Annotated in this window: 24 protein-coding genes; 10 read left to right on the top strand and 14 right to left on the bottom strand. The window is 71.7% G+C overall.

From position 1 onward, the window contains the following. The first annotated feature begins 52 nt into the window (after nucleotides 1–52). Genes EER30_RS27610 through EER30_RS27600 form a run of 3 tightly spaced genes read left to right on the top strand, consistent with a single transcriptional unit; the run spans nucleotide 53 to nucleotide 2,883 of the window. Nucleotides 53–985 (top strand): protein phosphatase 2C domain-containing protein, encoded by a 933-nt coding sequence (locus tag EER30_RS27610; protein ID WP_127503523.1) that lies wholly within the window; start codon nucleotides 53–55, stop codon nucleotides 983–985. Nucleotides 986–988: 3 nt separating this feature from the next. After that, nucleotides 989–2,260 (top strand): vWA domain-containing protein, encoded by a 1,272-nt coding sequence (locus EER30_RS27605; protein ID WP_127503522.1) that lies wholly within the window; start codon nucleotides 989–991, stop codon nucleotides 2,258–2,260. Then, nucleotides 2,257–2,883, top strand: a complete 627-nt coding sequence (locus EER30_RS27600; protein WP_127503521.1) for an FHA domain-containing protein — start codon at nucleotides 2,257–2,259, stop codon at nucleotides 2,881–2,883. Before EER30_RS27605 ends, EER30_RS27600 begins: the two co-directional genes overlap by 4 nt. A gap of 55 nt (nucleotides 2,884–2,938) precedes the next feature. Here the strand turns inward: EER30_RS27600 and EER30_RS27595 are convergent, their stop codons facing one another. Then, the gene (locus EER30_RS27595; RefSeq protein WP_127503520.1) at nucleotides 2,939–3,931 is read right to left on the bottom strand and encodes an SEC-C domain-containing protein; all 993 of its coding nucleotides are present in this window, start codon (nucleotides 3,929–3,931) and stop codon (nucleotides 2,939–2,941) included. Nucleotides 3,932–4,046: 115 nt separating this feature from the next. On the opposite strand from EER30_RS27595, the gene EER30_RS27590 reads away from it, so the two are divergent. Together EER30_RS27590 and EER30_RS27585 are read left to right on the top strand one after the other, a co-directional pair. After that, nucleotides 4,047–4,745 (top strand): carbon-nitrogen hydrolase family protein, encoded by a 699-nt coding sequence (locus tag EER30_RS27590; protein ID WP_127503519.1) that lies wholly within the window; start codon nucleotides 4,047–4,049, stop codon nucleotides 4,743–4,745. A gap of 168 nt (nucleotides 4,746–4,913) precedes the next feature. Beyond that, nucleotides 4,914–5,711: an inositol monophosphatase family protein gene (locus EER30_RS27585; RefSeq protein WP_432417570.1), complete on the top strand. Its 798-nt coding sequence runs from the start codon at nucleotides 4,914–4,916 to the stop codon at nucleotides 5,709–5,711. Nucleotides 5,712–5,715: 4 nt separating this feature from the next. Here EER30_RS27585 and EER30_RS27580 read toward each other — a convergent pair whose 3' ends face one another. Together EER30_RS27580 and EER30_RS27575 are read right to left on the bottom strand one after the other, a co-directional pair. After that, nucleotides 5,716–6,462: a class I SAM-dependent methyltransferase gene (locus EER30_RS27580; RefSeq protein WP_127503517.1), complete on the bottom strand. Its 747-nt coding sequence runs from the start codon at nucleotides 6,460–6,462 to the stop codon at nucleotides 5,716–5,718. Between the two features lie 5 nt (nucleotides 6,463–6,467). Then, nucleotides 6,468–7,460, bottom strand: coding sequence for an NADP-dependent oxidoreductase (locus tag EER30_RS27575; protein ID WP_127503516.1), 993 nt, complete (start codon nucleotides 7,458–7,460; stop codon nucleotides 6,468–6,470). Between the two features lie 21 nt (nucleotides 7,461–7,481). Between EER30_RS27575 and EER30_RS27570 the strand changes: the two genes are divergently transcribed. Continuing rightward, a complete protein-coding gene (locus EER30_RS27570; RefSeq protein WP_205650437.1) occupies nucleotides 7,482–8,015 on the top strand; it encodes a GNAT family N-acetyltransferase in 534 nt (177 codons plus the stop codon). Between the two features lie 34 nt (nucleotides 8,016–8,049). On the opposite strand, the gene EER30_RS27565 is transcribed toward EER30_RS27570, so the two are convergent. Both EER30_RS27565 and EER30_RS27560 read right to left on the bottom strand, forming a co-directional pair. Next, nucleotides 8,050–8,556: a nucleotidyltransferase domain-containing protein gene (locus tag EER30_RS27565; RefSeq protein WP_127503515.1), complete on the bottom strand. Its 507-nt coding sequence runs from the start codon at nucleotides 8,554–8,556 to the stop codon at nucleotides 8,050–8,052. A gap of 25 nt (nucleotides 8,557–8,581) precedes the next feature. Then, nucleotides 8,582–9,310, bottom strand: a complete 729-nt coding sequence (locus tag EER30_RS27560; protein WP_127503514.1) for a HEAT repeat domain-containing protein — start codon at nucleotides 9,308–9,310, stop codon at nucleotides 8,582–8,584. 119 nt (nucleotides 9,311–9,429) lie between these two features. Here EER30_RS27560 and EER30_RS27555 point away from each other — a divergent pair, with 119 nt between their 5' ends. Further along, nucleotides 9,430–10,038: a GNAT family N-acetyltransferase gene (locus tag EER30_RS27555; RefSeq protein WP_164842500.1), complete on the top strand. Its 609-nt coding sequence runs from the start codon at nucleotides 9,430–9,432 to the stop codon at nucleotides 10,036–10,038. 275 nt (nucleotides 10,039–10,313) lie between these two features. On the opposite strand, the gene EER30_RS27550 is transcribed toward EER30_RS27555, so the two are convergent. Both EER30_RS27550 and EER30_RS27545 read right to left on the bottom strand, forming a co-directional pair. After that, a complete protein-coding gene (locus EER30_RS27550; protein WP_127503512.1) occupies nucleotides 10,314–11,018 on the bottom strand; it encodes an MOSC domain-containing protein in 705 nt (234 codons plus the stop codon). Continuing rightward, the gene (locus EER30_RS27545; RefSeq protein WP_127503511.1) at nucleotides 11,015–11,494 is read right to left on the bottom strand and encodes a GNAT family N-acetyltransferase; all 480 of its coding nucleotides are present in this window, start codon (nucleotides 11,492–11,494) and stop codon (nucleotides 11,015–11,017) included. The genes EER30_RS27550 and EER30_RS27545 overlap by 4 nt, the downstream gene beginning before the upstream one ends. Nucleotides 11,495–11,957: 463 nt before the next feature. On the opposite strand from EER30_RS27545, the gene EER30_RS27540 reads away from it, so the two are divergent. After that, nucleotides 11,958–12,512 carry a winged helix-turn-helix domain-containing protein gene (locus EER30_RS27540; protein WP_127503510.1) on the top strand — a complete coding sequence of 185 codons (555 nt, stop codon included), beginning with the start codon at nucleotides 11,958–11,960 and terminating at the stop codon, nucleotides 12,510–12,512. Further along, entirely contained in the window at nucleotides 12,509–13,732 is a 1,224-nt protein-coding gene (locus tag EER30_RS27535; RefSeq protein WP_127503509.1) for an MFS transporter, read from the top strand. The genes EER30_RS27540 and EER30_RS27535 overlap by 4 nt, the downstream gene beginning before the upstream one ends. Before the next feature lie 67 nt (nucleotides 13,733–13,799). Here the strand turns inward: EER30_RS27535 and EER30_RS27530 are convergent, their stop codons facing one another. The 4 genes from EER30_RS27530 to EER30_RS27515 form a co-directional block, all read right to left on the bottom strand. Next, a complete protein-coding gene (locus EER30_RS27530) occupies nucleotides 13,800–15,149 on the bottom strand; it encodes an RNA polymerase sigma factor (RefSeq protein ID WP_127503508.1) in 1,350 nt (449 codons plus the stop codon). Then, entirely contained in the window at nucleotides 15,143–15,487 is a 345-nt protein-coding gene (locus tag EER30_RS27525) for a YciI family protein (protein WP_127503507.1), read from the bottom strand. The genes EER30_RS27530 and EER30_RS27525 overlap by 7 nt, the downstream gene beginning before the upstream one ends. Before the next feature lie 872 nt (nucleotides 15,488–16,359). After that, a complete protein-coding gene (locus EER30_RS27520; RefSeq protein WP_240670329.1) occupies nucleotides 16,360–17,178 on the bottom strand; it encodes a class I SAM-dependent methyltransferase in 819 nt (272 codons plus the stop codon). 1 nt (nucleotide 17,179) lies between these two features. Next, entirely contained in the window at nucleotides 17,180–19,933 is a 2,754-nt protein-coding gene (locus EER30_RS27515) for a DEAD/DEAH box helicase (protein WP_127503506.1), read from the bottom strand. Between the two features lie 87 nt (nucleotides 19,934–20,020). On the opposite strand from EER30_RS27515, the gene EER30_RS27510 reads away from it, so the two are divergent. Further along, nucleotides 20,021–20,761, top strand: coding sequence for an HAD family hydrolase (locus tag EER30_RS27510; protein ID WP_127503505.1), 741 nt, complete (start codon nucleotides 20,021–20,023; stop codon nucleotides 20,759–20,761). Here EER30_RS27510 and EER30_RS27505 read toward each other — a convergent pair. The 3 genes from EER30_RS27505 to EER30_RS27495 all read right to left on the bottom strand — a co-directional run bounded on the left by EER30_RS27505 (nucleotide 20,741) and on the right by EER30_RS27495 (nucleotide 22,735). Then, a complete protein-coding gene (locus EER30_RS27505; RefSeq protein ID WP_127503504.1) occupies nucleotides 20,741–21,289 on the bottom strand; it encodes a hypothetical protein in 549 nt (182 codons plus the stop codon). The genes EER30_RS27510 and EER30_RS27505 overlap by 21 nt on opposite strands. 10 nt (nucleotides 21,290–21,299) lie before the next feature. Continuing rightward, nucleotides 21,300–21,767 (bottom strand): group II truncated hemoglobin, encoded by a 468-nt coding sequence (locus EER30_RS27500; RefSeq protein WP_240670328.1) that lies wholly within the window; start codon nucleotides 21,765–21,767, stop codon nucleotides 21,300–21,302. 77 nt (nucleotides 21,768–21,844) lie between these two features. Further along, a complete protein-coding gene (locus EER30_RS27495) occupies nucleotides 21,845–22,735 on the bottom strand; it encodes a diacylglycerol/lipid kinase family protein (RefSeq protein WP_127503502.1) in 891 nt (296 codons plus the stop codon). Nucleotides 22,736–22,743: the final 8 nt, after the last annotated feature.

Genomic DNA, 22,743 nt, shown 5'->3' with positions numbered 1-22,743 from the left:
GGGCCCATACTTGGTCCCCCTGTTCGCCCATCCGCTCCGACAGCGAGGCACGATGACCATGACCGACTGCGCCTCGTGCGCCGACGAGCGCGCCGCCGGAGCGGCCTTCTGCGAGGCCTGCGGCCGGTCCCTGGCCCCCGAACCCGCGTGCCCCCACTGCGGCACGCCCGGCGGGGTCGGCGACGACGGTTACTGCGGACACTGCGGCATGCTCGCCGGGCGGGAACGCGACCACCTCGAGACCGACTGCGACCCGGTGGCCGCCGCGGTGACCGACCGGGGTCTGCGGCACCACCGCAACGAGGACGCGATGTGGCTGGCCACCCGCGGCACCGACGTCGACGTGGTGATCAGCGACGGCGTCTCCTCGTCGTTCGACCCCGACGCGGCCTCGCTGACCGCGGTCGAGGCGGCCGGGGCGCTCATGCCCGGCGGCGACGTGGCCGCGGCGATCCGGGCGGCTCAGGCGGCGGTCGCGGCGCTGGCCGGCGAGGGCGACCCGCGGCGGCAGGCGTCCAACCCGGCGTGCACGATCGTCGCGGCGGTCGTGCGGGGCGACGCGGTGACGGTCGGGTGGATCGGTGACAGCCGGGCCTACTGGGTGCCCGGCGAGGGACCGGCCGAGCAGCTCACCGAGGACGACTCGTGGGCCACCCACGTTATCGCCCTGGGCGCCGACCCCGCTGTCGCGATGCGCGATCCGAAAGCCCACGCGATCACGGCCTGGCTCGGGGCCGACGCGGGCAAGGTCACTCCGCGTACGGGTGAGTTCGTCATCGGCGACGCGGGGCATCTCGTGCTGTGCAGCGACGGTCTTTGGAACTATCTGACCGACCCGGCCGCCTTCGCCGCGGCGGTGCGCGAGGGGTTGCGCGAAGGGGGCACGCTGATCTCCGCCGCGCGATGGCTGACCGATTATGCGATCACCGCCGGGGGCGCCGACAACATCACGGTCGCGCTGGTCCCGGTTGCACCGAAGGGGTAAAGGATGTCGTACACCGCCGAGGCCTTTCAGAACGAGTTCCTCGCCCTCGGGGCGACCGAGGTCAACGCGATCGTCACGGTGACCTCCTCGGGCGGTGGCGGCGTTCCCCGGTCCGCCGCGTCGGGCACCACCGAGATCATCATCGTGGACGCGTCCGGCTCGATGCAGGCCGAGGGCCGCATAGCCGCCGCCCGCCACGCCGCCAAGGCCGCGGTCGCCTGCCTCGACGACGGTGTCCACTTCGCCCTGATCGCCGGGGTCGGCACCGCCCAGCAGCTGTTCCCCGCACCCGGTCAGCTCGCCGTGGCCAACGACCAGACCCGCTCCGAGGCGACCTGGGCGATCGACCGGCTGCACGCCAGCGGCGGCACCGCGATGGGCGCCTGGCTGCTGCTGGCCGCTCAGCTCGTCGCCCAGCGCCCCGGCGACATCGCGCACGCGATCCTGCTGACCGACGGCGACAACGGCGAACGCCAGGGCTACCTCGAGAGTGTGCTCGACGCGGTCGGTGGCCGCTTCACCGTCGACTGCCGCGGGGTCGGCACCAACTGGAAGGTCTCCGAACTCCGCAAGATCGCCGGGGCGATGCTGGGCACGGTCGACATCGTGGCCCGCCCGACCGACCTGACCGCCGCCTTCGAGCAGATGATCACCGCGGCGATGGGCAAGACCGCGGCCGACGTGCAGCTCAAGGTGTGGACCCCGGTCAACGCCACGGTCCGCTTCGTCAAACAGGTCGAACCGCAGGTGGCCGACCTGACCGGCAAACGGGTGGCCGACGGGGCGCGGGCCGCGCGCTACCCGCTGGGCGCCTGGGGCGCCGAGAGCCGCGACTACCACATCTGCGTCGACGTGCCGCCCGGCGCGGCGGGCGACGAGATGCTGGCCGCCCGGGTGTCGGTCGTCGAGGGCGACACGGTGCACACCCAGGCGCTGGTACGCGCGGTGTGGACCGACGACACGGGACTCTCGACCCGCATCAACCGGCAGGTCGCCCACTACACCGGGCAGGCCGAACTGGCCGACGCGATCCAGTCGGGCATCGAGGCGCGCAAGGCCGGCGACGACTACACGGCGACGATGAAGTTCGGCCGGGCGGCCCAGCTCGCGCACGAGAGCGGCAACCAGGCGACGTCCGAGCTGCTGGCCACCGTGGTCGACATCGAAGACGCGGCGACGGGCACGGTGCGGCTGCGGCGCAAGGTGGCGGCGGCCGACGAGATGGCACTGGACACCCGCTCGACGAAGACCGTGCGGGTCGGGCGCGGCCAGTGACCACGTACGCCTGCCCGAAGGGTCACGCCTCCGAGGAGAGCGACTTCTGCGACACCTGCGGCGCCAAGATCGGTTCTGCGGTCGCCGCCCCCGCTCCGCCGGTTGCCGCCGGTGGACCGCCCTGCCCCAATTGCGGCACCCCGCGCCTGGGTTCCGGTCGTTTCTGCGAGGACTGCGGCTATGACCACAGCACCGGCCGCATCCCGACGCTGACCCCGCCGACGGCCACTCCCCCGGCGGCCGGCTGGACCGTGACGATCGCCCCCGACCGCTCCTATTTCGAGGAGAACGCGATCGACGGCATCTCCTTCCCGGCCGAAACCGCCGGTCGAACCGAGAAGCTGCCGCCGCCGCAGGTGCGCATCGGCCGCAAGAGCTCGTCCAAGGGCACCCATCCCGAGATCGATCTGTCCGACGAGGACCCCGGCGTCTCCCATTCCCACGCTCTGCTGACGCTCAGCGTCGACGGCGTCTGGCTCGTCTCCGATCTGGGATCCACCAACGGCACCTACGTCAACGACGAGCAGCAGCCGCTCACGGCGGGCGAGTCCCGTTCCCTGACCGACGGGGACCGCGTCCACGTCGGCGCCTGGACGACGCTGACCCTGCACGCCCCCTCATGAACAGAGCCGCCCCGGTCGTCCGGGAGCGGACGACCGGGGCGGCCGGTGGGGTGGATCAGCTTCGGGAGCGGGGCAGGCAGTCCTTCTTGTATTTCAGGCCCGACCCGCACCAGCAGGCGCCGTTGCGCTCCGGCGGCCACGGGATCTGACCGGTCGCGGTGGCCTGCAGCTCGGCATAGGTGTTGCGGGCCTTCTCGTCGGTCGGGTCGCCGGCCGCCTTCAGGCCCTTGACTGTGCCGGGGTGCACCGTCAGGCCGGTGCGGCCGGTGCCCGCGAGGCGGACCAGGGCCTTCTCGAGCCGGGCGCGGTGCTCGTCCCAGTCGGCGCCGTACGCCGACGACAGGGCCGGGAACTCTTTGAGCAGGCTGTCGAACTCGGCCTGCGGGAAGAACAGCAGGTCGGCGTCGGACCCGGCGGCCGGCTGGGTCGACGCGTTGGCCAGGCGGGTCTCGAGCCGCTCGGCCAGGCTGTCGTGCTGGTCGTGCTGTTCGTTGAGGGCGTGCCGCAGACGGTGACGCTGCTGCAGCAGGAAGAACAGCTGCCCGGCGTCGTCGGCGTTGTTGGGCTCGCCGGTGCCGCGCTCGGACATCGCCGCCTTGACCGCCTCGGTCAGCCAGTGCTCGGCGACGCGGGCGTGGGTGTGACCGCCGACGGCCATGGCCGCGGTGATGTAGGCGGGCGCGTCGGGGAACTGCATGAGCTGCGGGCGCAGCGGCTCGAGCGCGGCCACCGCCTCGTCGTCACGGCCGGCCCGGAACAGGATGCGGGCGCGCAGGGCCTTGGCCGCGCCCGACTTGGCGTCGTCGCGGTCGCCGAACGCCTCGATGGCGCGGTCGGCGTAGCGCAGGGCGGCGTCGAGCTTCGAGCGGCTCTCGGCGATGCCGGCGGCGATCGTCAGGGCGTCCCCGGCGTCCTCCTGGTCGGCGAGGCGCCCGTTATCGACGGCGTCGGCCAGGTCGGCGGCGACCCCGAGCGGGTCGGCGGCGCCCAGGGCGGACTGCCGGATCTCTTCAAGTTCTTCGCTGGTCAAATCGGCTTTCAACGGCACGACCCGAACCTATCGCTCCGTGCGCATGAATGGAGGTTGATCTGGGTCTCACTTCGGTCCCCGGCCGGGAACCTATAGGCGCCTTATCTTCCGTGCCGTCGGGCAGAATGTCGCCATGCCCGTGCGCGTCGGTGTCTGCCAAACCCCGGAAATCGTCGGTGATGTTCCGGCCGCGCTGCGCCTGATCCGCGAGTTCGCCGAGAGCGCCGACGGCGTTGACCTGCTCGTCTTCCCGGAATGCTTCCTGCAGGGCTATCTGGCGACCCCCGAGCATGTGCACGCGCACGCGACGACCGCCGACCTGCGCCTCGATGTGCGGCCGGCCGTCGTCGTCGGCCTGATCGAGCAGCGGGGTGCCCGTTTCTACAACACGGCGGCCGTGGTGCGGGGCGGGCGCACGATCGGGGCGTACCGGAAGACTTTTCTGACCCGCGGCGAACGCGTTTTCACGGCGGGCGACGCCTATCCGGTTTTCGAATGTGCCGGGGTGCGGTTCGGGGTCAACATCTGCTTCGACGCGCAATATCCGCGGGCCGCGGCGGCCGTCGCGGAACAGGGCGCTCGGCTTCTGATCCACCCGGCGCAGAACATGATGCGCCGCGAGAACGCGCACCGCTGGCAGGAGAAACACAACGAGCTGCGCCGGAAACGGGCCCTGGAGACCGGGATGTGGCTGGCCTCGGCCGACGTCACTGGCGAGCGCGGCGGCACCCACCTCGCGCTGGGGCCGACCTGCGTCCTGAACCCGGCCGGGGAGATCGTCGCCGAGGTGCCGCGCGGCGTCGTCGGGATGGCCGTCGCCGACGTCGTCTGACGCCGGCCGGCCTCGTCCGGGGCTGCCGCGATGCCGAGTTCGGTTGTGCGGCGGTGTTGGCGCGTGCTTGGCCCGCTGTTCAACCGGCTGCGGTCTGCTGGAGTGAGCCGGGTGACATGTCCCGCGAGTCGCGACGGGCGCCCGCCGATCACAGGCAGGATGGGCTACGTGGAGACGGATCTTCAGCTTGCGCAGCGGGCCGCTCTGACCGGGGCCGCGGTGGCGTTGCCCCACTTCGCAGCCCTGGCCGACCTGCCCCGCGAGGTCAAGAAAGACGGCTCGGTCGTGACCGCCGCCGACCGGGCCGTCGAGTCGGCGATCCGCGACGTGCTGACCGCGGCCCGCCCGTCCGACGCGATCCTGGGCGAGGAGGAGGGCCAGACCGGGTCGGCCGGGCGGCGCTGGATCATCGACCCGATCGACGGCACCGCCCTGTTCGTCGCCGGCGACAACCGCTGGCTGATCCTGATCGCCCTCGAGGAGGACGACGAGATCGTCGCCGCGGTCGCCGCCCACCCCGCCCAGGGCAGCACCTTCTGGGCGACCCGGGGCGGCGGCGCCTTCGAGGGCCGGGTCGTCGGCGGCCGCGTCGTCGCCGAGACCCCGATCCACGTCACGGCCGGCGCCGACTCGGTGGCCGGAAGCCGCTTCGCCGTCATCCCCGAGGAGTGGAACCGCGAACTGGTGGCGCCCCTGAAGGAGCTCACGCCCGCCCTGCCCTGGCCGATCCACCCCGCCCTGATGATCGCCCGCGGCGACCTCGACCTGGCCGTGCAGACCGGCGGCCAGCTGTGGGACTTCGCCACCACGTCGCTGATCGTCGAGGAGTCCGGCGGCAGTTACAGCGGCCTCGACGGCCGCAGAACCCCGGGCCCGGGAGCTTCCGTGTACGCCCGCAGCGACGCCCTGCGCGAGGCAGCCCTCACTGTCATCGGCGACTCCGCCGCCGCTCGCGCGACCCGCTGAGGCCTCAGCGGGTCGCCGTCACCAGGATCGCGTGCTGGCGGACCCGGAACGCCCCGTCGGCGGCCACCCGCTCGTCGACGAACTTCCGGACGGCTGCCTCCTCCTCCGTCGTGAGCGGCGGGCGTCCCTGGCTGGCGAGGTAGCGCAGCACGGGCTCGGGGCCGGGAATCGCCAGATCGCTCGGGTATCGCCGCACCACCACGTCCCGGAAAGAACCGCCGACGAACTCCTCGGCGGTCTCGGCCGTGAAGTCGTTCAACACCGTCGTCCGGGTCCGCGCGCCCAGCTCCATCAGCTCGGCCAGGTGGTCGCGGCCGTTGGCGGAGACCGCGAGCCGCCCGCCCGGTCGCAGCACCCGGGCGAACTCCCGCAGCCCCGCCGCCGGATCGTCGAGGTGGTAGAGCATGTGGTTGGCGATCAGCCCGTCGAAGCTGCCGTCCGGGAACGGCAGCTCGGTCGCGCCGGCCCGCACCACGGTCGCCCCCGGCACCGAGCTGAGGCGTTCACACATCGCGGGCGAGAAATCGGCAAGCGTCAGCCGCACCCCGCGTGCCCGGTGGTCGACGCGGCTCCACAGTGCTCCGGTGCCCGCGCCGACCTCGATCACGTCGCCGTCGAGCGGCAGCCGCTCCCCCACCCACGAATACCAGTCCTGCGGGTTCGTGCCGTGCTCGTAGATGGCGATCCCCGCCGACAGGTTTCCCGCGGTCGAGGCGTACTGGGCTAGGGCGTGGGCGGCAGGCGTCGTCATGGCCCTCAGACTTTCACGACCATCTTTCCCGTGTTCTCGCCCTTGAGGAGGCCGATGAACGCGGCCGGGGCGTTCTCGAGACCCTCGACGACCGTCTCTCTCGCCACCAGGCGGCCGTCGCGCACCCACGGGCCCACCTCGGCCAGGAAGTCCGGCATGCGGTTGTTGTGGTTGCTCACGATGTAGCCGCGCAGATTCAATTCCTTGCCGACCACCATCGACAGATTGCGCGGCGCCGCCGGCGCGGAAGTGTCGTTGTAGGACGCGATCGCCCCGCACATGGCGACCCGGCCATATTTCCGGAGCGACCCGATCGCCGCCTCGAGGTGGTCCCCGCCGACGTTGTCGAAATAGACGTCGATCCCGTCCGGGGCCGCCTCGCGAAGCTGGTGCCGCACCGGCGCGTCCCGATAGTTGAACGCCGCGTCGAATCCCAGGTCGTCGATCAGGTGCCGCACCTTCTCGGCCGATCCCGCGCTGCCGATCACCCGCTTGGCCCCGCGAAGCCTCGCAATCTGCCCGACCACGCTGCCGACCGCGCCCGCCGCCCCCGACACGAAGACGGTGTCGCCCTCCTGGAAGCGGGCGATGTCGATGAGCCCCACATAGGCGGTGAGGCCCGTCATCCCGAGCACGCCGAGATAGGCCGACAGAGCGCCCAGTTCCGGATCGACCACCCTCACCCGCGAAGCCTCGGTCACGGCGTATTCGCGCCAGCCGAGCCCGTGCACGACGAACGAGCCGACGGGCACCTCGGGCGATTCCGAGGCCACGACCTCGCCGACCGCCCCACCCTCCAGCGGCGCCCCGACCTGATAGGGCGGGACGTACGATTTCGTGTCGTTCATCCGGCCCCGCATGTAGGGGTCGACAGACACGAACGCGTTGCGGACCAGAACCTGACCCGGCCCGGGCACGGGCGTAGGCACCTCGGCGATTTCGAAAGTGTCATCGGTGGGCCACCCGTTCGGCCGGGCGGCGAGGCGGATCTCCTTCATGGCACCAAGGTACGGTGTGTCGTGGCCCTCGTGATCCCCACCGCCGACCTGAGCGTGACCCGCCGTGGCGACATCCGGGCGCTGCTCGACGCCGCGTTCGCCGGCGGCTTCGACGACGACGACTGGGATCACTGCCTGGGCGGTCTGCACTTCCTGGTCGAGGAGCGCGGCGCCCTGATCGCCCACGCCTCCGTCGTGCAGCGCGGCTTCTTCCACCGCGACCGGGCCTGGCGCTGCGGCTACGTCGAAGCCGTCGCCGTCCACCCGGCCTGGCGCGGTCAGGGCTTCGCCGCCGCCGTCCTCGACGCCGCCGAAAGTGTCGTGGACCGCGCCTATGATCTGGGGGCCCTGTCGGCTTCGGAGAGCGGCCGGGGCCTCTACGTGTCCCGCGGCTGGCTCCCGTGGCAGGGCCGCACGGCCGTGCTCGCCCCGACCGGTCTGACGCCCACTCCCGAGGACGACGACAGCACCTACGTCCGCTTCGTCCCCGGCGGCCCGTCGTTCGACCGCGACGGCACGCTGGCCTGCGACTGGCGCAACGGCGACGTCTGGTAGCCGCTGACCCGCTCGCCGGCCGGGCCGGGTCCTCTCACGCGAAACCGTCCGGCAGCGCAAGACCGAAACGGGTGCAGAGCAGCGACACGTCATGCCGGTCCTTGACCCGGGGCGGGTAGCCGGTGTGCCAGCGCACCGACCACTCGGCCGCCTCGCAGCGCACGCTCATACCGTCCACCGTCCCTGCCCCTTCGAGAGCCGCCGCCGGGAAGGACACCCCGTCGAGGGCCGATCCGTAGTGCACCGCGCCATCCGCCCGCAGCTCGTAAAGGTGCAGGTCCGCGCGAAGCCGGCCGCCGTCGTGCAGCACGAAGTTCCACGGACGGTCCCCCGGCCACGGTTGAATCCGGTCGATGCCGAGCTGCCGGAAGCCGAGGAAAGCCGGTTCGAGGCCCTCGGCCGGCAGCCAGAGGTCCAGATCGGAGTGTTCCCGGGTCTGCGAACCCAGCAGCGCGTCGACCCCCCACCCACCGCCGACACCGGCCGCGACCCCGCGCGCACCAAGCTCCGAGACGATCGCGACGACCTCCGGGGCGCTCATCTCCTTCATGGTCCGCCCGCCCGCATCAACCTGCTTCCCGAAGCTGTTCGCGCAGGAGGCGGGCCGCACGACCGCGATAGCGCTCCAGCGCCTCGCCGAGTGCCTCGCGCACCTCGGGGTCCGGGTGGCCGACCAGATAGGCCAGTTCCTCGGCCCCGCCCCGCGACCGCGAACCGAGCTCCCCCAGGACGGAGATCAGATCGTCCGAGTCCGCGGCCGCGCGCAGGTCGGCCATCAGCTCCGGTTTCGTACGCCCCGGCTCGTCGGGCGAAAACCGCCGTCGCACCCGGGCGGCCCCCCATCCGCCGCGCCCCAGGCAGACCGGACAGGCGCAGGGACGCCGCCCGTGCGCGTCCGGCACATAACGCCACCCGATCCCCTGCGGAACCTCGCGCGCCCGCCTGACCTCCCCGGCCGTGATCGCGCGCGGCACGAACACCTCATATCCTCGCGGATCGTCCAGTTCGCGAACGACGGCCACCGCTTCCGCCGCCGTCACCCGCCGAGGCTCCCTGCCGTACCGCCCCACCGTGACAGGCTCGTCATCCGCGATCCGCAGATCCATCGCGACCAGCACCCGCGGATGCCATCGCCGCATCTCCCGCACCCACTGATGGGTGATCGTGAACGACCCGGAGACCGGCATGCAGTAAACGCCGCTCTCCCCGAACCAGCCACGACTGCGCGCCGCGACCCCGCCCCGCAGAATCCGCCGGGCCGCCGCCGCGGGCGCAAGATGAACGAAGTGAGACATCGTCGGCAGCCTAAGAAGATCAACCCCTTTTGACGACCGATTTCCGTACGCCACGGATGATGTCGGAATGTCACTCGCCCAGCTGTGGCCGATCTCCGCGATCACGGTCACGACCCGACGTGGTGTTGTCCGTACCCGGGCCCGACGATCTCGAAGAGCTGGCCCACCTGGCCGCGCAGGGCGTCTACGACTCGCAGAACCACTGCCTGCCCCGGACCCCGGTGGGCGGCTGGTCGGACGTCGCCTCCCCCGAGGCCGAACGCCGCTTCCTCCGCTACGTGTGGGCGTCGTGGGCCGACTGGCGTCCCGAACGCTGGAACCTGCTCCTCGCGGCCCGGGTCGACGGCGACCTAGTGGGCGTCCAGGAGATCGGCGCCCAGGACTTCGCCGTCACCCGGACCGTCTCCACCGGCTCCTGGATCGCCCGCCGATCCCAGGGCTCGGGCCACGGCAAGTCCATGCGTACGGCAGTCCTCCATCTCGCCTTCGACGGCCTGAACGCGGAGCGCGCCGACACCGCCGCCTGGGTCACCAACCACGCCTCGCTCGGCGTGTCGAGGGCCCTGGGCTACCACGACAACGGCACCACAGTCAGATCCGCCGAGGGTCGCCGCATCGAACAACGCAACCTGACCCTTCCCCGCGCGGACTGGCACCACCCCACCCACAACGCAACAATCACCGGCCTCGGCCCCGAAGCAGCGGCGATGCTGGGGGTCGTGCCGTAGTTGCGCTCACCCGCCTTCCCCGCCGAACCCTGTCCCTGGGCGCCGGCGCAGGCATCCGCTTTCGGGTGGCCGATCGGCCGTGAGACTTCTCGGGCCGGCCGTCATCGTGGGCCGCGGTGGTGCAGCGGTCACCGCCGGCTCCCCACGCCCGCACCGTCGTGGCCGCGCCGGTGGGGGGAATCCGGCCCGGCAGCCGGGTATGGCCCTGACCACGACGGTGGCGGTCCGCAACGCCGGGGACCATTCAGACGCTCGTACAGTATGAATTTGATCTTTCAGGGGCTGGGTGGGAGCCAACCGCAGGCGTCACCGCTGGTCAGGCGGCCTCCGTGTTCGACTGTGGCGAGGACGCCGAAGGTCAGGTCGTTGGTGGTGGCCAGCGTTTTGAGCAGGTCGTTGCGGGTGGGGGCGGTGGCCTGGGCCATGTCGATCATCGCGCAGCGGGTGAGCGGGCGGACGATCCGCAGGATGACCTCGCCTATGCGCAGACGGCGTCCTGCCCAAGCCGGCCCGGGGAGTGCGGGCGTGTCGATCAGCAGGTTTGCTCGGAAGCGTTGCGGGTCGATCGTGTCGTGGCCGGGGTCGGCGCCGCAAATGGATGTCAGGTCGCGCAGTGCGGCGGTGGTGATCAGGCTGATCGGGCCCTCGTCGTGGTGCGGGATCGTGCTTTCGGGGGTCAGCGTCACGGGGCGGCCGAGCAGGGAACTCAGCGCGCGATAGCCGTCGGGGTCGTCGGCTCGGAAGGCGCGGGCGTCGGGCAGGTGCACGGTCGCGATGTCGTCGCCGGTGGCTCGGAGGTCGAAGAGGCCGGGGATGCGGCGGAAGCGGCGGGTGTTCTTGCCGCTGCCGAACTTGCCGTCGGGGTCGCGGACCGCCCACAGACGGTCGCCGGTCAGGCCGCGGTCGCCGGCTTCGGCCGTGGGCAGCAGCTCACCCAGCATCGACTTCACCGGGTAGCGGCGGATCTCGGTCAGCCTCACAGCGGGTGTAGTTCGAGGGTGAGCTCGTCGTGCAGGGCGATGCCGTTGTCGCCGATCACGGGGATGGACGGTTTGAGCTTGCGGGCCTCGTCGACGGCGCCGGGGGCCAGGGCGGTCAGGCGCAGGCCGCGGCGCTGGTAGAAGCGGAGAGCGTCGAGGTTGTCGTTGGTGGTGGTCACCCAGAGCCGGTCGGCGCCGGACGCACGGGCGGTGTCGGCCGCGGCCGCGAGCAGGGCGGTGCCCACTCCTGCCCGCGGCAGTGCGGCGTCGAGGGTGACGACCTCGAGGGCGTCGGCGGCGATCACGTAGGTGAGCAGCCCGACCGGTCCGCCGTCGAGCCAGGCGATCAGGGCCGGCAGTTCGTCGGCGTCGTGGCGGACGCCGTGCACGACCATGGCGGTGCCGCCCCAGGAGCCGGTCAGCAGCGAGACGACGATTTCGCGGTCCTCGGGTGCGGCGGCGCGCACGACGATCATCCTGAAAGCCTAGAGGAACTTGCCGAAGTGCTCACCGACGTCGTCGGCGATCGCTTCGGCCGGGCGTGTTCCGTCCACTTCGATCACACGGATGCCCAGTTCGCGGGCGCGTCGCACGGCGTCGAGGGCGATCAGCCGGTCCCGTTCGATCCGGCTGCGCTGCGCCCCCTCGGGGTCGCTCAGGTTCCTGCGTCACCTCGAACCGGTCGACGAGGGTCCCGGCGACGGTGGTCTTGCCCGCCCATTGCCCTCCGCCGAGCCCACAACGCATTCCGAACCGTCCCGTCCATAGTCCACTTCACATCGACGAGACTGCCCGTTTCGCCCGCAAAATTGCAGTCTTGTTCTCGCCGTGGCGCCGTGATTGATTCAGGGAGACGGGGGGCGGCTTCCGGCGTTAATGCAGAGGTATTATGCATAAGAGGCTTGCACCACTGTGGCCGCCGCACCTAACGTCGCCGCCATGACGGAAATCACCGACGCGGCCATGCTGCGGGCGATGGCGCACCCGCTGCGCATGCGCATCGTCAGTTCGCTGCGACTCGACGGCCCGGCGACCTCGGCCATCCTCGCCCGGCGACTGTCCACAGACTCCGGTCAGACCAGCCATCACCTGCGTCTGCTGGCCCGCCACGGCTTCGTGGTCGACGCCCCCGAGCTGGGTCGCGGCTCCCGCGGCCGGGAACGCTGGTGGAAGGCCATGCACGCGAGCACAACCTTCTCCGACGACGTCGACGCCGACTCGGTCGAGACGATGGCGGCGTTCGCCCGCGCCGCCCGCGCCGTGTGGGACCAGGGAATCGACCAGTTCCACGACGAGGCCGCCCACCGGCGGTGGAGCCCCGCCTGGCTGGACGCCGCAGCCGCGTCCGACCAGGTCATCCGTACGACTCCGGAAGGTCTGAAAAGGCTCCGCGACCGTCTCGACGAGGTCATCCGCGAGGCCGACCTCCCCGAGCCCGGCGCCGAGACCGTCGTCGTCGTGGTGCAGGCCTACCCGCGACGGGCCCGGGCATGAAGAGCCTGTGGCGCAACCGCGAGTTCAACCTGCTCTGGGGATCGCAGTCGCTGTCCGACCTGGGCGACGGCATCGCGTCGCTGGCACTATCCCTGCTCGTGCTGGTCAAGACCGGGTCTCCGGTCAGCGCCGGTCTGGTCGGCACGCTGACCCAGGCGGCCCGTCTGCTGCTGCGCCTGCCCGCCGGCGTGCTGGTCGACCGCTTCGACCGCCGCCGCGCCCTGATCATCTGCGACGTCGTGCGCCTGGCCGTCTACGCCACCCTGACCGCCGCCGTCCTCACCGACCGGGCCGGCCTGGTGCTCATCTGCGTGGTGGCCGTGCTCGACGCCGGGGCGAGCGCGGTCTTCAGCACCGCCGAGGACGCGTCGCTGCGCAGCATCGTCCCCCTCGAACAACTGCCCGACGCGGTCGCCCGCAACGAGGCCCGCTCCTACGGCACCGCGCTCGCCGGCCCACCCCTGGGCGGCTTCCTCTTCGGACTGGGCCACACGATCCCGTTCGCGGCGAACTTCATCTCCTCCGCGGTGTCGATCGTCGCGATCCTCTTCATCCGCAAGCCCTTGCAGGCCCCGCGAGAAGATCAGCCCCAGGCGTACGGGGCCGCGCTGGCGGAGGGCGTACGTTTCGTTCTCAGCCACCCGTTCCTGCGCGCGCTGATGCTCGTCGCCGCCCCGCTGAACTTCGCGATCACGGGCGTCATCTTCACGCTGATCGTCGCCCTGCAGCGCAACGGCACCAACCCCGCCGTGATCGGCCTGACCGAGACGATCGTCGCCGCCGGCGGCCTGCTCGGCGCGTTCTGCGCCCCCGCGATCCAGCGCCGCCTAAGCCTGGTGACACTGGTCCGCTCGATCTGCTGGATCGCGGCCCTGCTCCTGACCGCCTCCGCGTTCCTCACGTCGAGCATCGCCGCCGCGATCCCGCTGGGCCTGACCGTCCTGCTGGGCCCGGCCGCCAACGCCGCGCTGTTCGGCTTCCAGGCCGCGATCACCCCCGACCGCCTGCAGGGCCGCGTCATCAGCGTCATCATGGTCGCCGCCACGTCGCTGGCCGCCACCGCCCCGCTGCTGTCCGGCATCCTGCTCGCCTGGGGCGGCCCCACCACCGCCGTCCTGTTCTTCGCCGCCGCCGTGGCCGGTTCCGCCTTCATCGCCACCGCCGGCCGCGGCCTTCACTGCGCCGAACCCGCCCCTCTCCAGGCGGCCAGCCACCATTGACCGCGGCCGAACCCCCCCGGTGCGGGCTAACATGCGCCAGATGAGTGCGAAGGACTCGCCCATCCAGTCAGGCAGTCCTCGGGGTCGACGCAGTAGAGGCCCGCTGCAGTAGATGGCGGCGCTCGGCCGCGTTGCCGGTCAGCTCCGCGGCTTTCGTGTACGCCTCCGCGGCCTCGGCACTCCGGCCCAGCCGGCGCAGCAGGTCAGCCCGCACGGCATGCCACACGTGGTGCCGCTCCAACCCGTCCAGTCCATCCACAATGGTGAGAGCGACGGCCGGGCTGTGCACCTCGGCCACCGCTACCGCCCGGTGCAGCGCCACGATCGGCCCCCCGTTGAACGACGCGAGCTGGTCGTAGATCGTCAAAATCTGCGCCCAGTCCGTCTCCGCCGCCGTCCGCGCGTCGGAGTGCACGGCGTTCACGGCCGCCTGCAGCTGATAGGGCCCTGGCCGTCCGCGGCGCAGGCACGCACGCAGCAGCTCCTGCCCTTCAAGAATCAACTTCCGATCCCACCGCGTACGGTCCTGGTCGCTCAACAGCACCAAGTCTCCGTCCGATGTGGTCCGGGCCGGTCGCCGCGCCTCGATCAGCAGCATCAGCGCGAGCAGCCCGCGGGCCTCCGGCTCGTCCGGCATGAGCGCCACCACCAGACGGGCCAGCCGCACGGCTTCCCCGGTCAGCTCGTCCCGGGTGAGGTTCTCCCCGGCCCCGGCGGCGTAGCCCTCGTTGAAAATCAGGTAGAGCACCGCCAGCACGGCCCCGAGCCGGTCGGGCAGTTCCTCGTCCCGCGGCACCCGGTACGGAATCCCCGCGTCCCGGATCTTGCCTTTGGCCCGCGAAAGCCGCTGACCCATCGTCGTCTCCGGCACCAGGAACGCCCGCGCGATCTCCGCCGTGGACAGCCCTCCGAGCAGACGCAACGTGAGTGCCACCCGCGCGGCCGGCGCCAGAGCAGGATGGCAACAGGTAAAGATCAATCGAAGCTGATCGCGCGCCACAGCAGCCTCCGCCAGCTCACTCGCCCTGCCCGCGCCCGGCGTTTCTCCGCCCGCGCCCAGTTCCGCCTGTGCTGCTCGCGAAGCTCTCCCGTCGAGGCCCTCGGCCGCCCGAGCCAGCGCCTCCGTCTCCGCCGAGGCGGCCGTCCTGTTGAAGCCGGGCTCGTCGAACACCGCCGCCGCCTCCCGCGCGGCCCGGGTCGACTCGCGGCGCAGCCGATCGACCGCCCTGTTGCGAGCCGTAGTGATGATCCAGCCGGCCGGGCTCGGCGGAATGCCGTCCTCCGGCCAGCGGAGCACGGCCGCGGCGAACGCCTCCTGCACCGCCTCCTCAGCGACATCGATGTCACCGAAGTAGCGCACCAGCACGGCGACCGCCCGCCCGTACTCCGCCCGGAAGATCCGCTCGATCTCTACCACGCGACCGGGCGCACCTCGATGGCGAGCGGCGCCAGCACCTTGGCCACCCGGCTCCCCCAGCTCAGCGCCTCGTCGAGGTCGGCCGCCTGAATGATCGTGAACCCACCGAGATGCTCCTTGCCCTCGGTGAACGGCCCGTCGGTCAGCAGCGCGTCCCCGTCCTTGTCGCGAATGACGGTGGCCGTCGACGGCGGATGCAGCCCCGCCGCGAACACCCAGGCCCCCGCGGCCTTCATCTCCTCGTTCAGCTTCCCCAGTTCAGCCATGATCGGCCCCAACACCTCGGGCGGCGGCGGGTCCCCGTCGGGCTGGTAGATGCTCAGCAGGTACTGCTTCATGGCTCCTCCTAGTGCCTCGTCCTCATCACCTACACGAACGGGCCCCGATCCTTCGACACCCAACCCCGAGATTCCTCGTACGGCCGACGTCCCGCTCCCGCCCCAGAGCGGCCAGCCACATCACCGCCCACGCACCCACGCCCAGCCGAATGCCGACCCAACCCAGAATCCAGCCACCCCACGACCCGCGCACCCCACGCCGACGGACGCCCCAGCCCCGCCAGCCACATCACCACTGCGCATCCCACGCCCGGACGTCCTAGCCCGCTGGAGCAGCCGCTCGGCCGTGATCGGTTGACCGCCGTGCCAATCGACCCGATTAGGCGCCTCTCCGGTCTTGATCAGCTAGCCGATCATGGATACAGGGCTTTCCATCGCGTTCGAGCGGCCTACATCCAGGGTCTCGGATTGATCAGGGAACGGGCGGCGTTTTGTCATGAATTAGGCAGGTCGAAAGGGCCCGGAGCAGGAATGGACGCACAGCAGAACTGCGCGCCGCCCCGGGCCGACGATCCCCGCAGCACCGACGCAAAGCAGGATCAGGAAGGCACGCGGCCGGGAAGACATGAGGTGCGGGGAAGTCCCGCCGTCGGGCGGGCTGGGGCGCCCGACGGCGAGACGTACGTCTGGACCCGGGTGCGGATGCCCCCGGACGACGGAACCGAGCTCGCCGGGCAGGACGGATCGCCGAGGGTGCCGACTCGGCCAACGGAATCTCGGCGGTGCTGCCGACCATGCCGACTCGGCCAACGGAATCTCGGCAGTGCTGCCGAGCATTGCGACTCGGCTGACAGAATCTCGGCAGTACTGCCGCTAAGCCGCCGGCTCCTGATTGTGCCGACGATGGCGACCGGGAGCAACGCGGCGCGGCGTCAGGCGCGGGGGCGTAGCACGTAGGCCGTGTAGGCGTAGTCGTTGCCGTGGGCGGCGCGGATGGTGATTTCCTCGCCGACCTGGTCCAGCTGTTCGGGTGGGAGGCCCTCGGCCCGCAGTGTCGCCAGGCGGGCGGACAGCGGGCCGTAATATTCATCCCAGTCGCTGTCGGGCAGCACGTAGGTGGCCTGAACCGTCCAGCCGGCCTGCTGGGCGGCGGCGACGTTGGCCGCTGTGGTGCGCATCGCGGGGTAGCCCGGGGTCCAGAACGCCTGCGCGCCCGGGGACGGGTCGGGCGTCAGCCATTCCGCATCGGTGAGGACCAGGGCGCCGCCGGGGGCGAGCAGCGGGCGCCACGCGGCCAGGGCGGCGTCGAAGCCCATGAAGTAGGCCGAGCCCTCGGCCCACAGCAGGTCGGCCGAGCCGGGGGCGAACGGCAGGGCGTCCATCGAGGCTTCCAGGATCGTGACTTGGTCGGCAACCCCGGCGGCGGTGGCGCGGTCGGCGGCCGCCTCGAGGAACGGCTTGTACAGGTCGACCGCGGTGACGTGGCCGCCGGTCAGCTGGGCGAGCACTACCGTGGCGGGCCCGGTGCCGCAGCCGATGTCCACAATGCGCGGTCGGGCGGGCAGGGCACCCACGAGCTGCAGCAGGAGGGCGGTCGTCGCCTCCGAGCCGGGTGCTTCGCGGGGGAGGCCCGTGTGGGCCAGCAAGAACATGTCAGCCTGGCCACGGCCCTGGTCGGGCGCGGGGGGAGCCTCGGCGGGCAGGTCGGGGCGCGCGGAACCCGCGTCGGACTCGGTGGGCGTGCCGCTCATGTCAGAGGCTCCCGTGGTAGGCCAGCACGCCCCGGTTGACGGCGGTGATGGCCTTGCGGGCCGCGTCGCGCAGGGGCTCGGAGGCGGCGGACGCCTCGCGGAGCTGGCCGAGCAGGTCGAGCACCTGGCGCGCCCACCGCACGAAGTCGCCGGCGGGCATGTCGGCGTCGTAGTTGTGGCCGCTGGCCAGCACCTTGGCCAGCGGTTCGCCGCGGGCCCAGCGGTACATCGGCCACACGAAGCCAGGGTCGGGTTCGCGGGTCAGGGTGAGGCTGTGGTCGGCCTCGTCGGCGGCGATGTCGGCCCAGAGTTTGCCGCAGGCGTCGACGGCTGCGGTGATCGCGCCCTTGGGCACGGACGCGCGGTCGTCGCCCTCGCGGCGCGACTCGTACAGGACCATCGACACGGCGGCGGCCAGCTCTTCGGGGTCGAGGCCGTCCCACACGCCGTGGCGCAGGCATTCGGCGATCAGCAGGTCGGCCTCGGACCAGATGCGGCCCAGCATGCGACCCGTGTCGGTGACCTCGCCCGTCTCGGACAGGTAGCCGCGTTCGGCGAGCACCGCACACACCTGGTCGAACGTGCGGGCCAGCGAGCCGGTGCGGCCCGCGACCTTGTCGCGCAGCGCGTCGGTGTCACGCAGCAGGCGGTGGCGCCGCTCGGCCCAGCGGGCGTGCTCTTCCCGGTCGGGGCAGGCGTGGCACGGGTGTTGCCGCATCTGCACCTTGAGCAGGGCGATCTCGGCGTCCTCACCGTCGCCGCCGGAGCGCCGGCCGCGGCGGTTGCCGCCGTGACGGTCGAGGCCGGTGGCGCTGATGAGGGCGGCCAGGTCGCGGCGGGCGGCCGGCGAGCGGTGGTTGAAGTGTTTGGGGACGCGAATGCGTTCGAGCACCTCGGTCTCGCCCGCGAAGTCGGCGGGGCTGACCCGGCCGGCCCAGCGGTCCTGGGTGAGCACGAGCGGGCGCGGCTCGCCGAACCCGCCGGTGGGTGCCTCGAGCACCACGGCCAGGCCGGCGCGGCGGCCCTGCGGCACCCGGATGACGTCACCGACGCGCAGACGCTCCAGCGAGGACACCGCGGCGGCCCGGCGCTGGGCGACGCCCTGGCGGGAGATGGCACGTTCGCGGTCGGCGATGGCGACGCGGATGGCGAAGTATTCGTCGAAGTCGCCGTGGTGGCAGGCCTCGTCGGCCGCGTAGGTCTGCATGGTCTCGACGTTGCGCTGCACCTGGCGGGCCAGGCCGACGACGGACCGGTCGGCCTGGAACTGGGCGAACGACGACTCGAGCAGGTCGCGGGCCTTGTCGGCGCCGACCGTGCCGACCAGGTTGACCGCCATGTTGTAGGACGGGCGGAACGAGGAGCGCAGCGGGTAGGTGCGGGTGGAGGCGAGCCCGGCGACGTGGCGCGGGTCGACCTCGGGGCTCCACAGCACCACGGCGTGGCCCTCGACGTCGATGCCGCGGCGGCCGGCCCGGCCGGTGAGCTGGGTGTATTCGCCCGGGGTGAGGTCGACGTGGGCCTCGCCGTTGAACTTGACCAGCCGTTCGAGCACGACGCAGCGGGCCGGCATGTTGATGCCCAGGGCGAGGGTCTCGGTCGCGAAGACCGCCTTGACCAGGCCTTGGACGAAGCATTCCTCGACCGCCTCTTTGAAGGCGGGCAGCATGCCGGCGTGGTGGGCGGCCAGGCCGCGCTCGAGGCCGTCGAGCCATTCCCAGTAGCCGAGCACGGAGAGGTCTTCGCGCGGGATGGAGGCGACTTTGGCCTCGGCGATGCGGCGGATCTCGGCGCGCTCGTCGGCGCTGGTCAGCCGCAGCCCGGCGCTGAGGCACTGTTGCACGGCGGCGTCGCAGCCGGCCCGGCTGAAGATGAACAGGATCGCCGGGAGCAGGTCGGCGCGTTCCAGCCGGTCGACGACCTCGGCGCGCGGCGGCGGCTGCCAGCGGCGCCCGCGACCGCCGCGGCCGGGGCCGTGGGAGCGGTCGGTCAGGTCGAGCCGACGTTCCATCTCGCGGGTGTAGCGCAGCAGTTCGGGGTGCACGTCGTGTTTCTTGGCGGCGTCGGCGTCGTGGAACAGGTCGAACATGCGCCGGCCGACGAGCATGTGCTGCCAGAGCGGGACGGGCCGGTGTTCGCTGACCACGACCTCGGTCTGGCCGCGGACGGTGACCAGCCAGTCGGCGAATTCCTCGTAGTTGCTGACCGTCGCGGACAGCGAGACCAGGGTCACCGAGGCCGGCAGGTGGATGATCACTTCTTCCCAGACGGCGCCGCGGAACCGGTCGGCCAGGTAGTGAACCTCGTCCATGACCACGTAGGCCAGGTTCTTCAGCGCGGACGAGCCCGAGTAGAGCATGTTGCGCAGCACCTCGGTGGTCATCACGACCACGGGGGCGTCGCCGTTGATGGCGTTGTCGCCGGTCAGCAGGCCGACCTGGTCGGGGCCGTAGCGCTCGACCAGGTCGTGGTATTTCTGGTTGGACAGCGCCTTGATCGGCGTGGTGTAGAAGCATTTGCGCTGGCCGTGGCGCAGCGCGAGGTGCACCGCGAACTCACCGACCACCGTCTTGCCGGCGCCGGTGGGAGCGCAGACGAGCACGCCGCTGCCCCGTTCGAGGGATTCGCAGGCTGAGCGCTGGAAATCGTCGAGGTCGAAGCCGACGTCGAGCATGAAGTCGGAGAGCGCCGGAAACTCGGCCACCCGGGCCGCCCGCCGCTGAGACTTCGCATACTGTTCGGCGGGACTCGTCATGACCACAACACTAGTTCGTGGGTGTGACAAGAAGGAGCACGGGCGGTTGCCGCCCGGCCCACTCGGCGTGGTGGGTATGGTGCTCCCGTGCCGGATGTCGCATCGACCGATCACCCTCCCCATCGGCCGCACCGTCAGGTCGACGCCGTGCTGTTCGACTTCCACGGCACGTTGGCCCAGGTCGAAGACCCGGTGACCTGGGTCCTGGCGGCCGCCGCCGCGTGCGGGCGCGAGCTCGACCGGGGCCGGGCCACCGTGCTGGCCGACCGTCTCGTGATGGCGGGCCGCGCCGGGGGTCCACTGCCGCACCGGGTGCCGCCCGCGCTCGCCGAACACTGGGCCGACCGCGATCTGTACGCCCAGAGCCACCGGGCGGCGTACACGGGTCTGGCCTCGACCGTGCCGACCGATGTCGAGGGCCTGCCCGACGCGCTCTATGACCGTCTGCTCGGCCCCGACGGCTGGCTCCCGTACGCCGACACCCTGTCGACGCTGCGCACGCTGCACGACGCCGGCATCAAGGTGGCCGTGGTCAGCAACATCGGCTTCGACATCCGCCCCCACTTCGACGCGTGGGGCATGAGTTCCCTGATCGACGCGTACGCTCTCAGCTTCGAACTCGGCCGCACCAAGCCCGACCCGGCCATCTTCCTGCGCGCGTGCGGCATGCTCGGCGCCGATCCCGAACGCACGCTGATGGTCGGCGACTCACCGGCCGACGCGGGAGCCGTCAAGGCCGGTTGTGCGGCGCTGGTGCTGCCCGCCGCCGAGCCCGGCCGCCCCAACGGCCTGGGCGCCACCCTGGCCCTAGCCGGGTGCGCCGCCTGATCTGAACGACAAATCCGGAAACGTGCCATAGGGGCCGAGCTCAGCGAAGGCCAGCGTCACCGGGAATTCGCCGACCGGCACGGAGGGCCACGCGGGCAGCGACGCGTCCGGCCCGATGCCGAGTGTGACGTGCGGCCGGAAGTCGGCGCCGACCTGCCCCAGCGGCGCGCCGCCCACCTCGTCGACCCAGCCGAGCACCTCGCGGTGCAGCGCGTCCAGGTCGGGCCGGCGCACGATCTCGATGCCGAAATAGACGCCCCCGCCGGGGAAGTAGTAATCGCCCGGCGCGACGGAGGCGTACAGAAGACCGATGATCCTCAGTCGGAGGTCGCGTACGGAATGTCGGGCGCTGTGTCGCTCGATCACCGAAGCCTGCCGCGCGTCGGCCTCGAAGTGGGCGACCGAGACATGCGCGGGCGCGTGGTCGCCCAGGACGTTGACCGCTGCCGGCCCACCGATGACAGCGGCCAGCGCGGCGAGACGGTCGTGCGTCTCGCGGTCCGGCAGGAGCACGACCCCGTACGGCATGGGCCTGATGTTATGGCAGGTAGGGCGGGGCCACACCCCATCCCCAGCGGGGCACCGGCGCCTCCCGGACGGGATCGGCCCCCGGCTGCGAGTTCTCCCGGGCCAGCCGGGTGCCCCACTCCAGATAGCCGACGAAGGCCGCCCGGAACTCGGGGTCGCCGGGCAGCCCCACCGAGTCGGCCGCGTCCTGCATCAGGTTGACCCATCGGCGACGCTGCGGCTCGGTGATCGCCTTGCCGAGGTGCATGCTCAGCATGTGGGCATAGCCGCCGCGCTCGGCCGTGTAGCGGGCCGGCCCGCCGAAGACCTCCCCCAGCCATTGCGCGACGTAGCGCGGGTGTTCGGGATTCATGCCCGCGAACATCGGCGCCAGCAGCTCGTCGTCGCCGACCAGGCGGTAGAACTCTTCGCACAGCTCGGTCAGCGCACCCGCTCCACCGGCCCACTCGTACAGGGTGGTGGTGTATTCGGTAGTCACGGGATCAGCCCAGCATCCCGCGAGAGGCTCGGCAAGTACGCACTTTTCTGTTCTGCCCGCACGGAGGCGTGATGAGCTCAGCGAAGTAACCGGACAGCGCCCGGTGTGCACGTCAGGTCGAGGTCGAGCGGGCCGAGGCGTTCCCCGTCGGCGTACGCGATGATGCCGTCGGAGCTGAGGCGTACGTGCCGGGCGCGGTAGACGGTGATCCTGGGGTCGGTGACGTGCGTGCCCCGGCGCAGCTTCGGTTTGAGACGGGCCAGCGCCGTACGCCCGAACGGCTCGGTGACCACGACGTCGAGCAGCCCGTCGGCCGGGTCGGCGTCGGGCAGGATGCGCATGCCCCCGCCGTAGCTGGCGCAGTTGCCCACCGCGACCAGCATGCCTTCGAAGCTGTAGTCCTCGCCGTCGAGTTCGAGCGCGTACTTGCGGGGCCGCAGCCGGGCCAGTTCGAGCAGGATCGCCAGGTCGTAGCGGCGTGGTCCGCGCGGCCAGCGCATCCCGTTGGCCCGTTCGTTGACCAGCGCGTCGAAACCCCCGGCCAGCACGGCCCCGAACCACCGCGTGGGGGTAGCCGGCCCGGACACCCGGACCAGGTCGATCGGTGTGTGCCTTCCTTCGCGTAGCGCGGCCGCGATGGCGTCGGCCGCAGCGAGGGGGTCGGCGGGCATCCCGGTGCCGGCGGCGAAGTCGTTCCCGGTCCCGGCCGGCACGACACCGAACCCGACCGGCTGTGAGGCGACCGCCTGCAGGGCCCGGTGGATCGTCCCGTCGCCGCCCACCGCGATGACCGCGGAGGCACCGGAGGCGACCGCCGTGTGGCAGGCCGCCTCGGCTTCCTCGCCGCTGTGCGCGGCGAGCAGCCGGACGCCGGGGCCGAGGCGCCGCAGGACCTCGGAAAGCAGATCGCGGTGCCGGCCGCGCCCCGCTGCGGGGTTGGCCAGCACCGCGATGTCAACGCTCGTCACAGCGGGGC

This window comes from Actinoplanes solisilvae (assembly GCF_003999975.1).
GTDB lineage: Bacteria > Actinomycetota > Actinomycetes > Mycobacteriales > Micromonosporaceae > Actinoplanes > Actinoplanes solisilvae.
The sequence above is the reverse complement of the archived record's forward strand: the minus strand, read 5'-3'. Positions and strand labels throughout refer to the sequence as shown.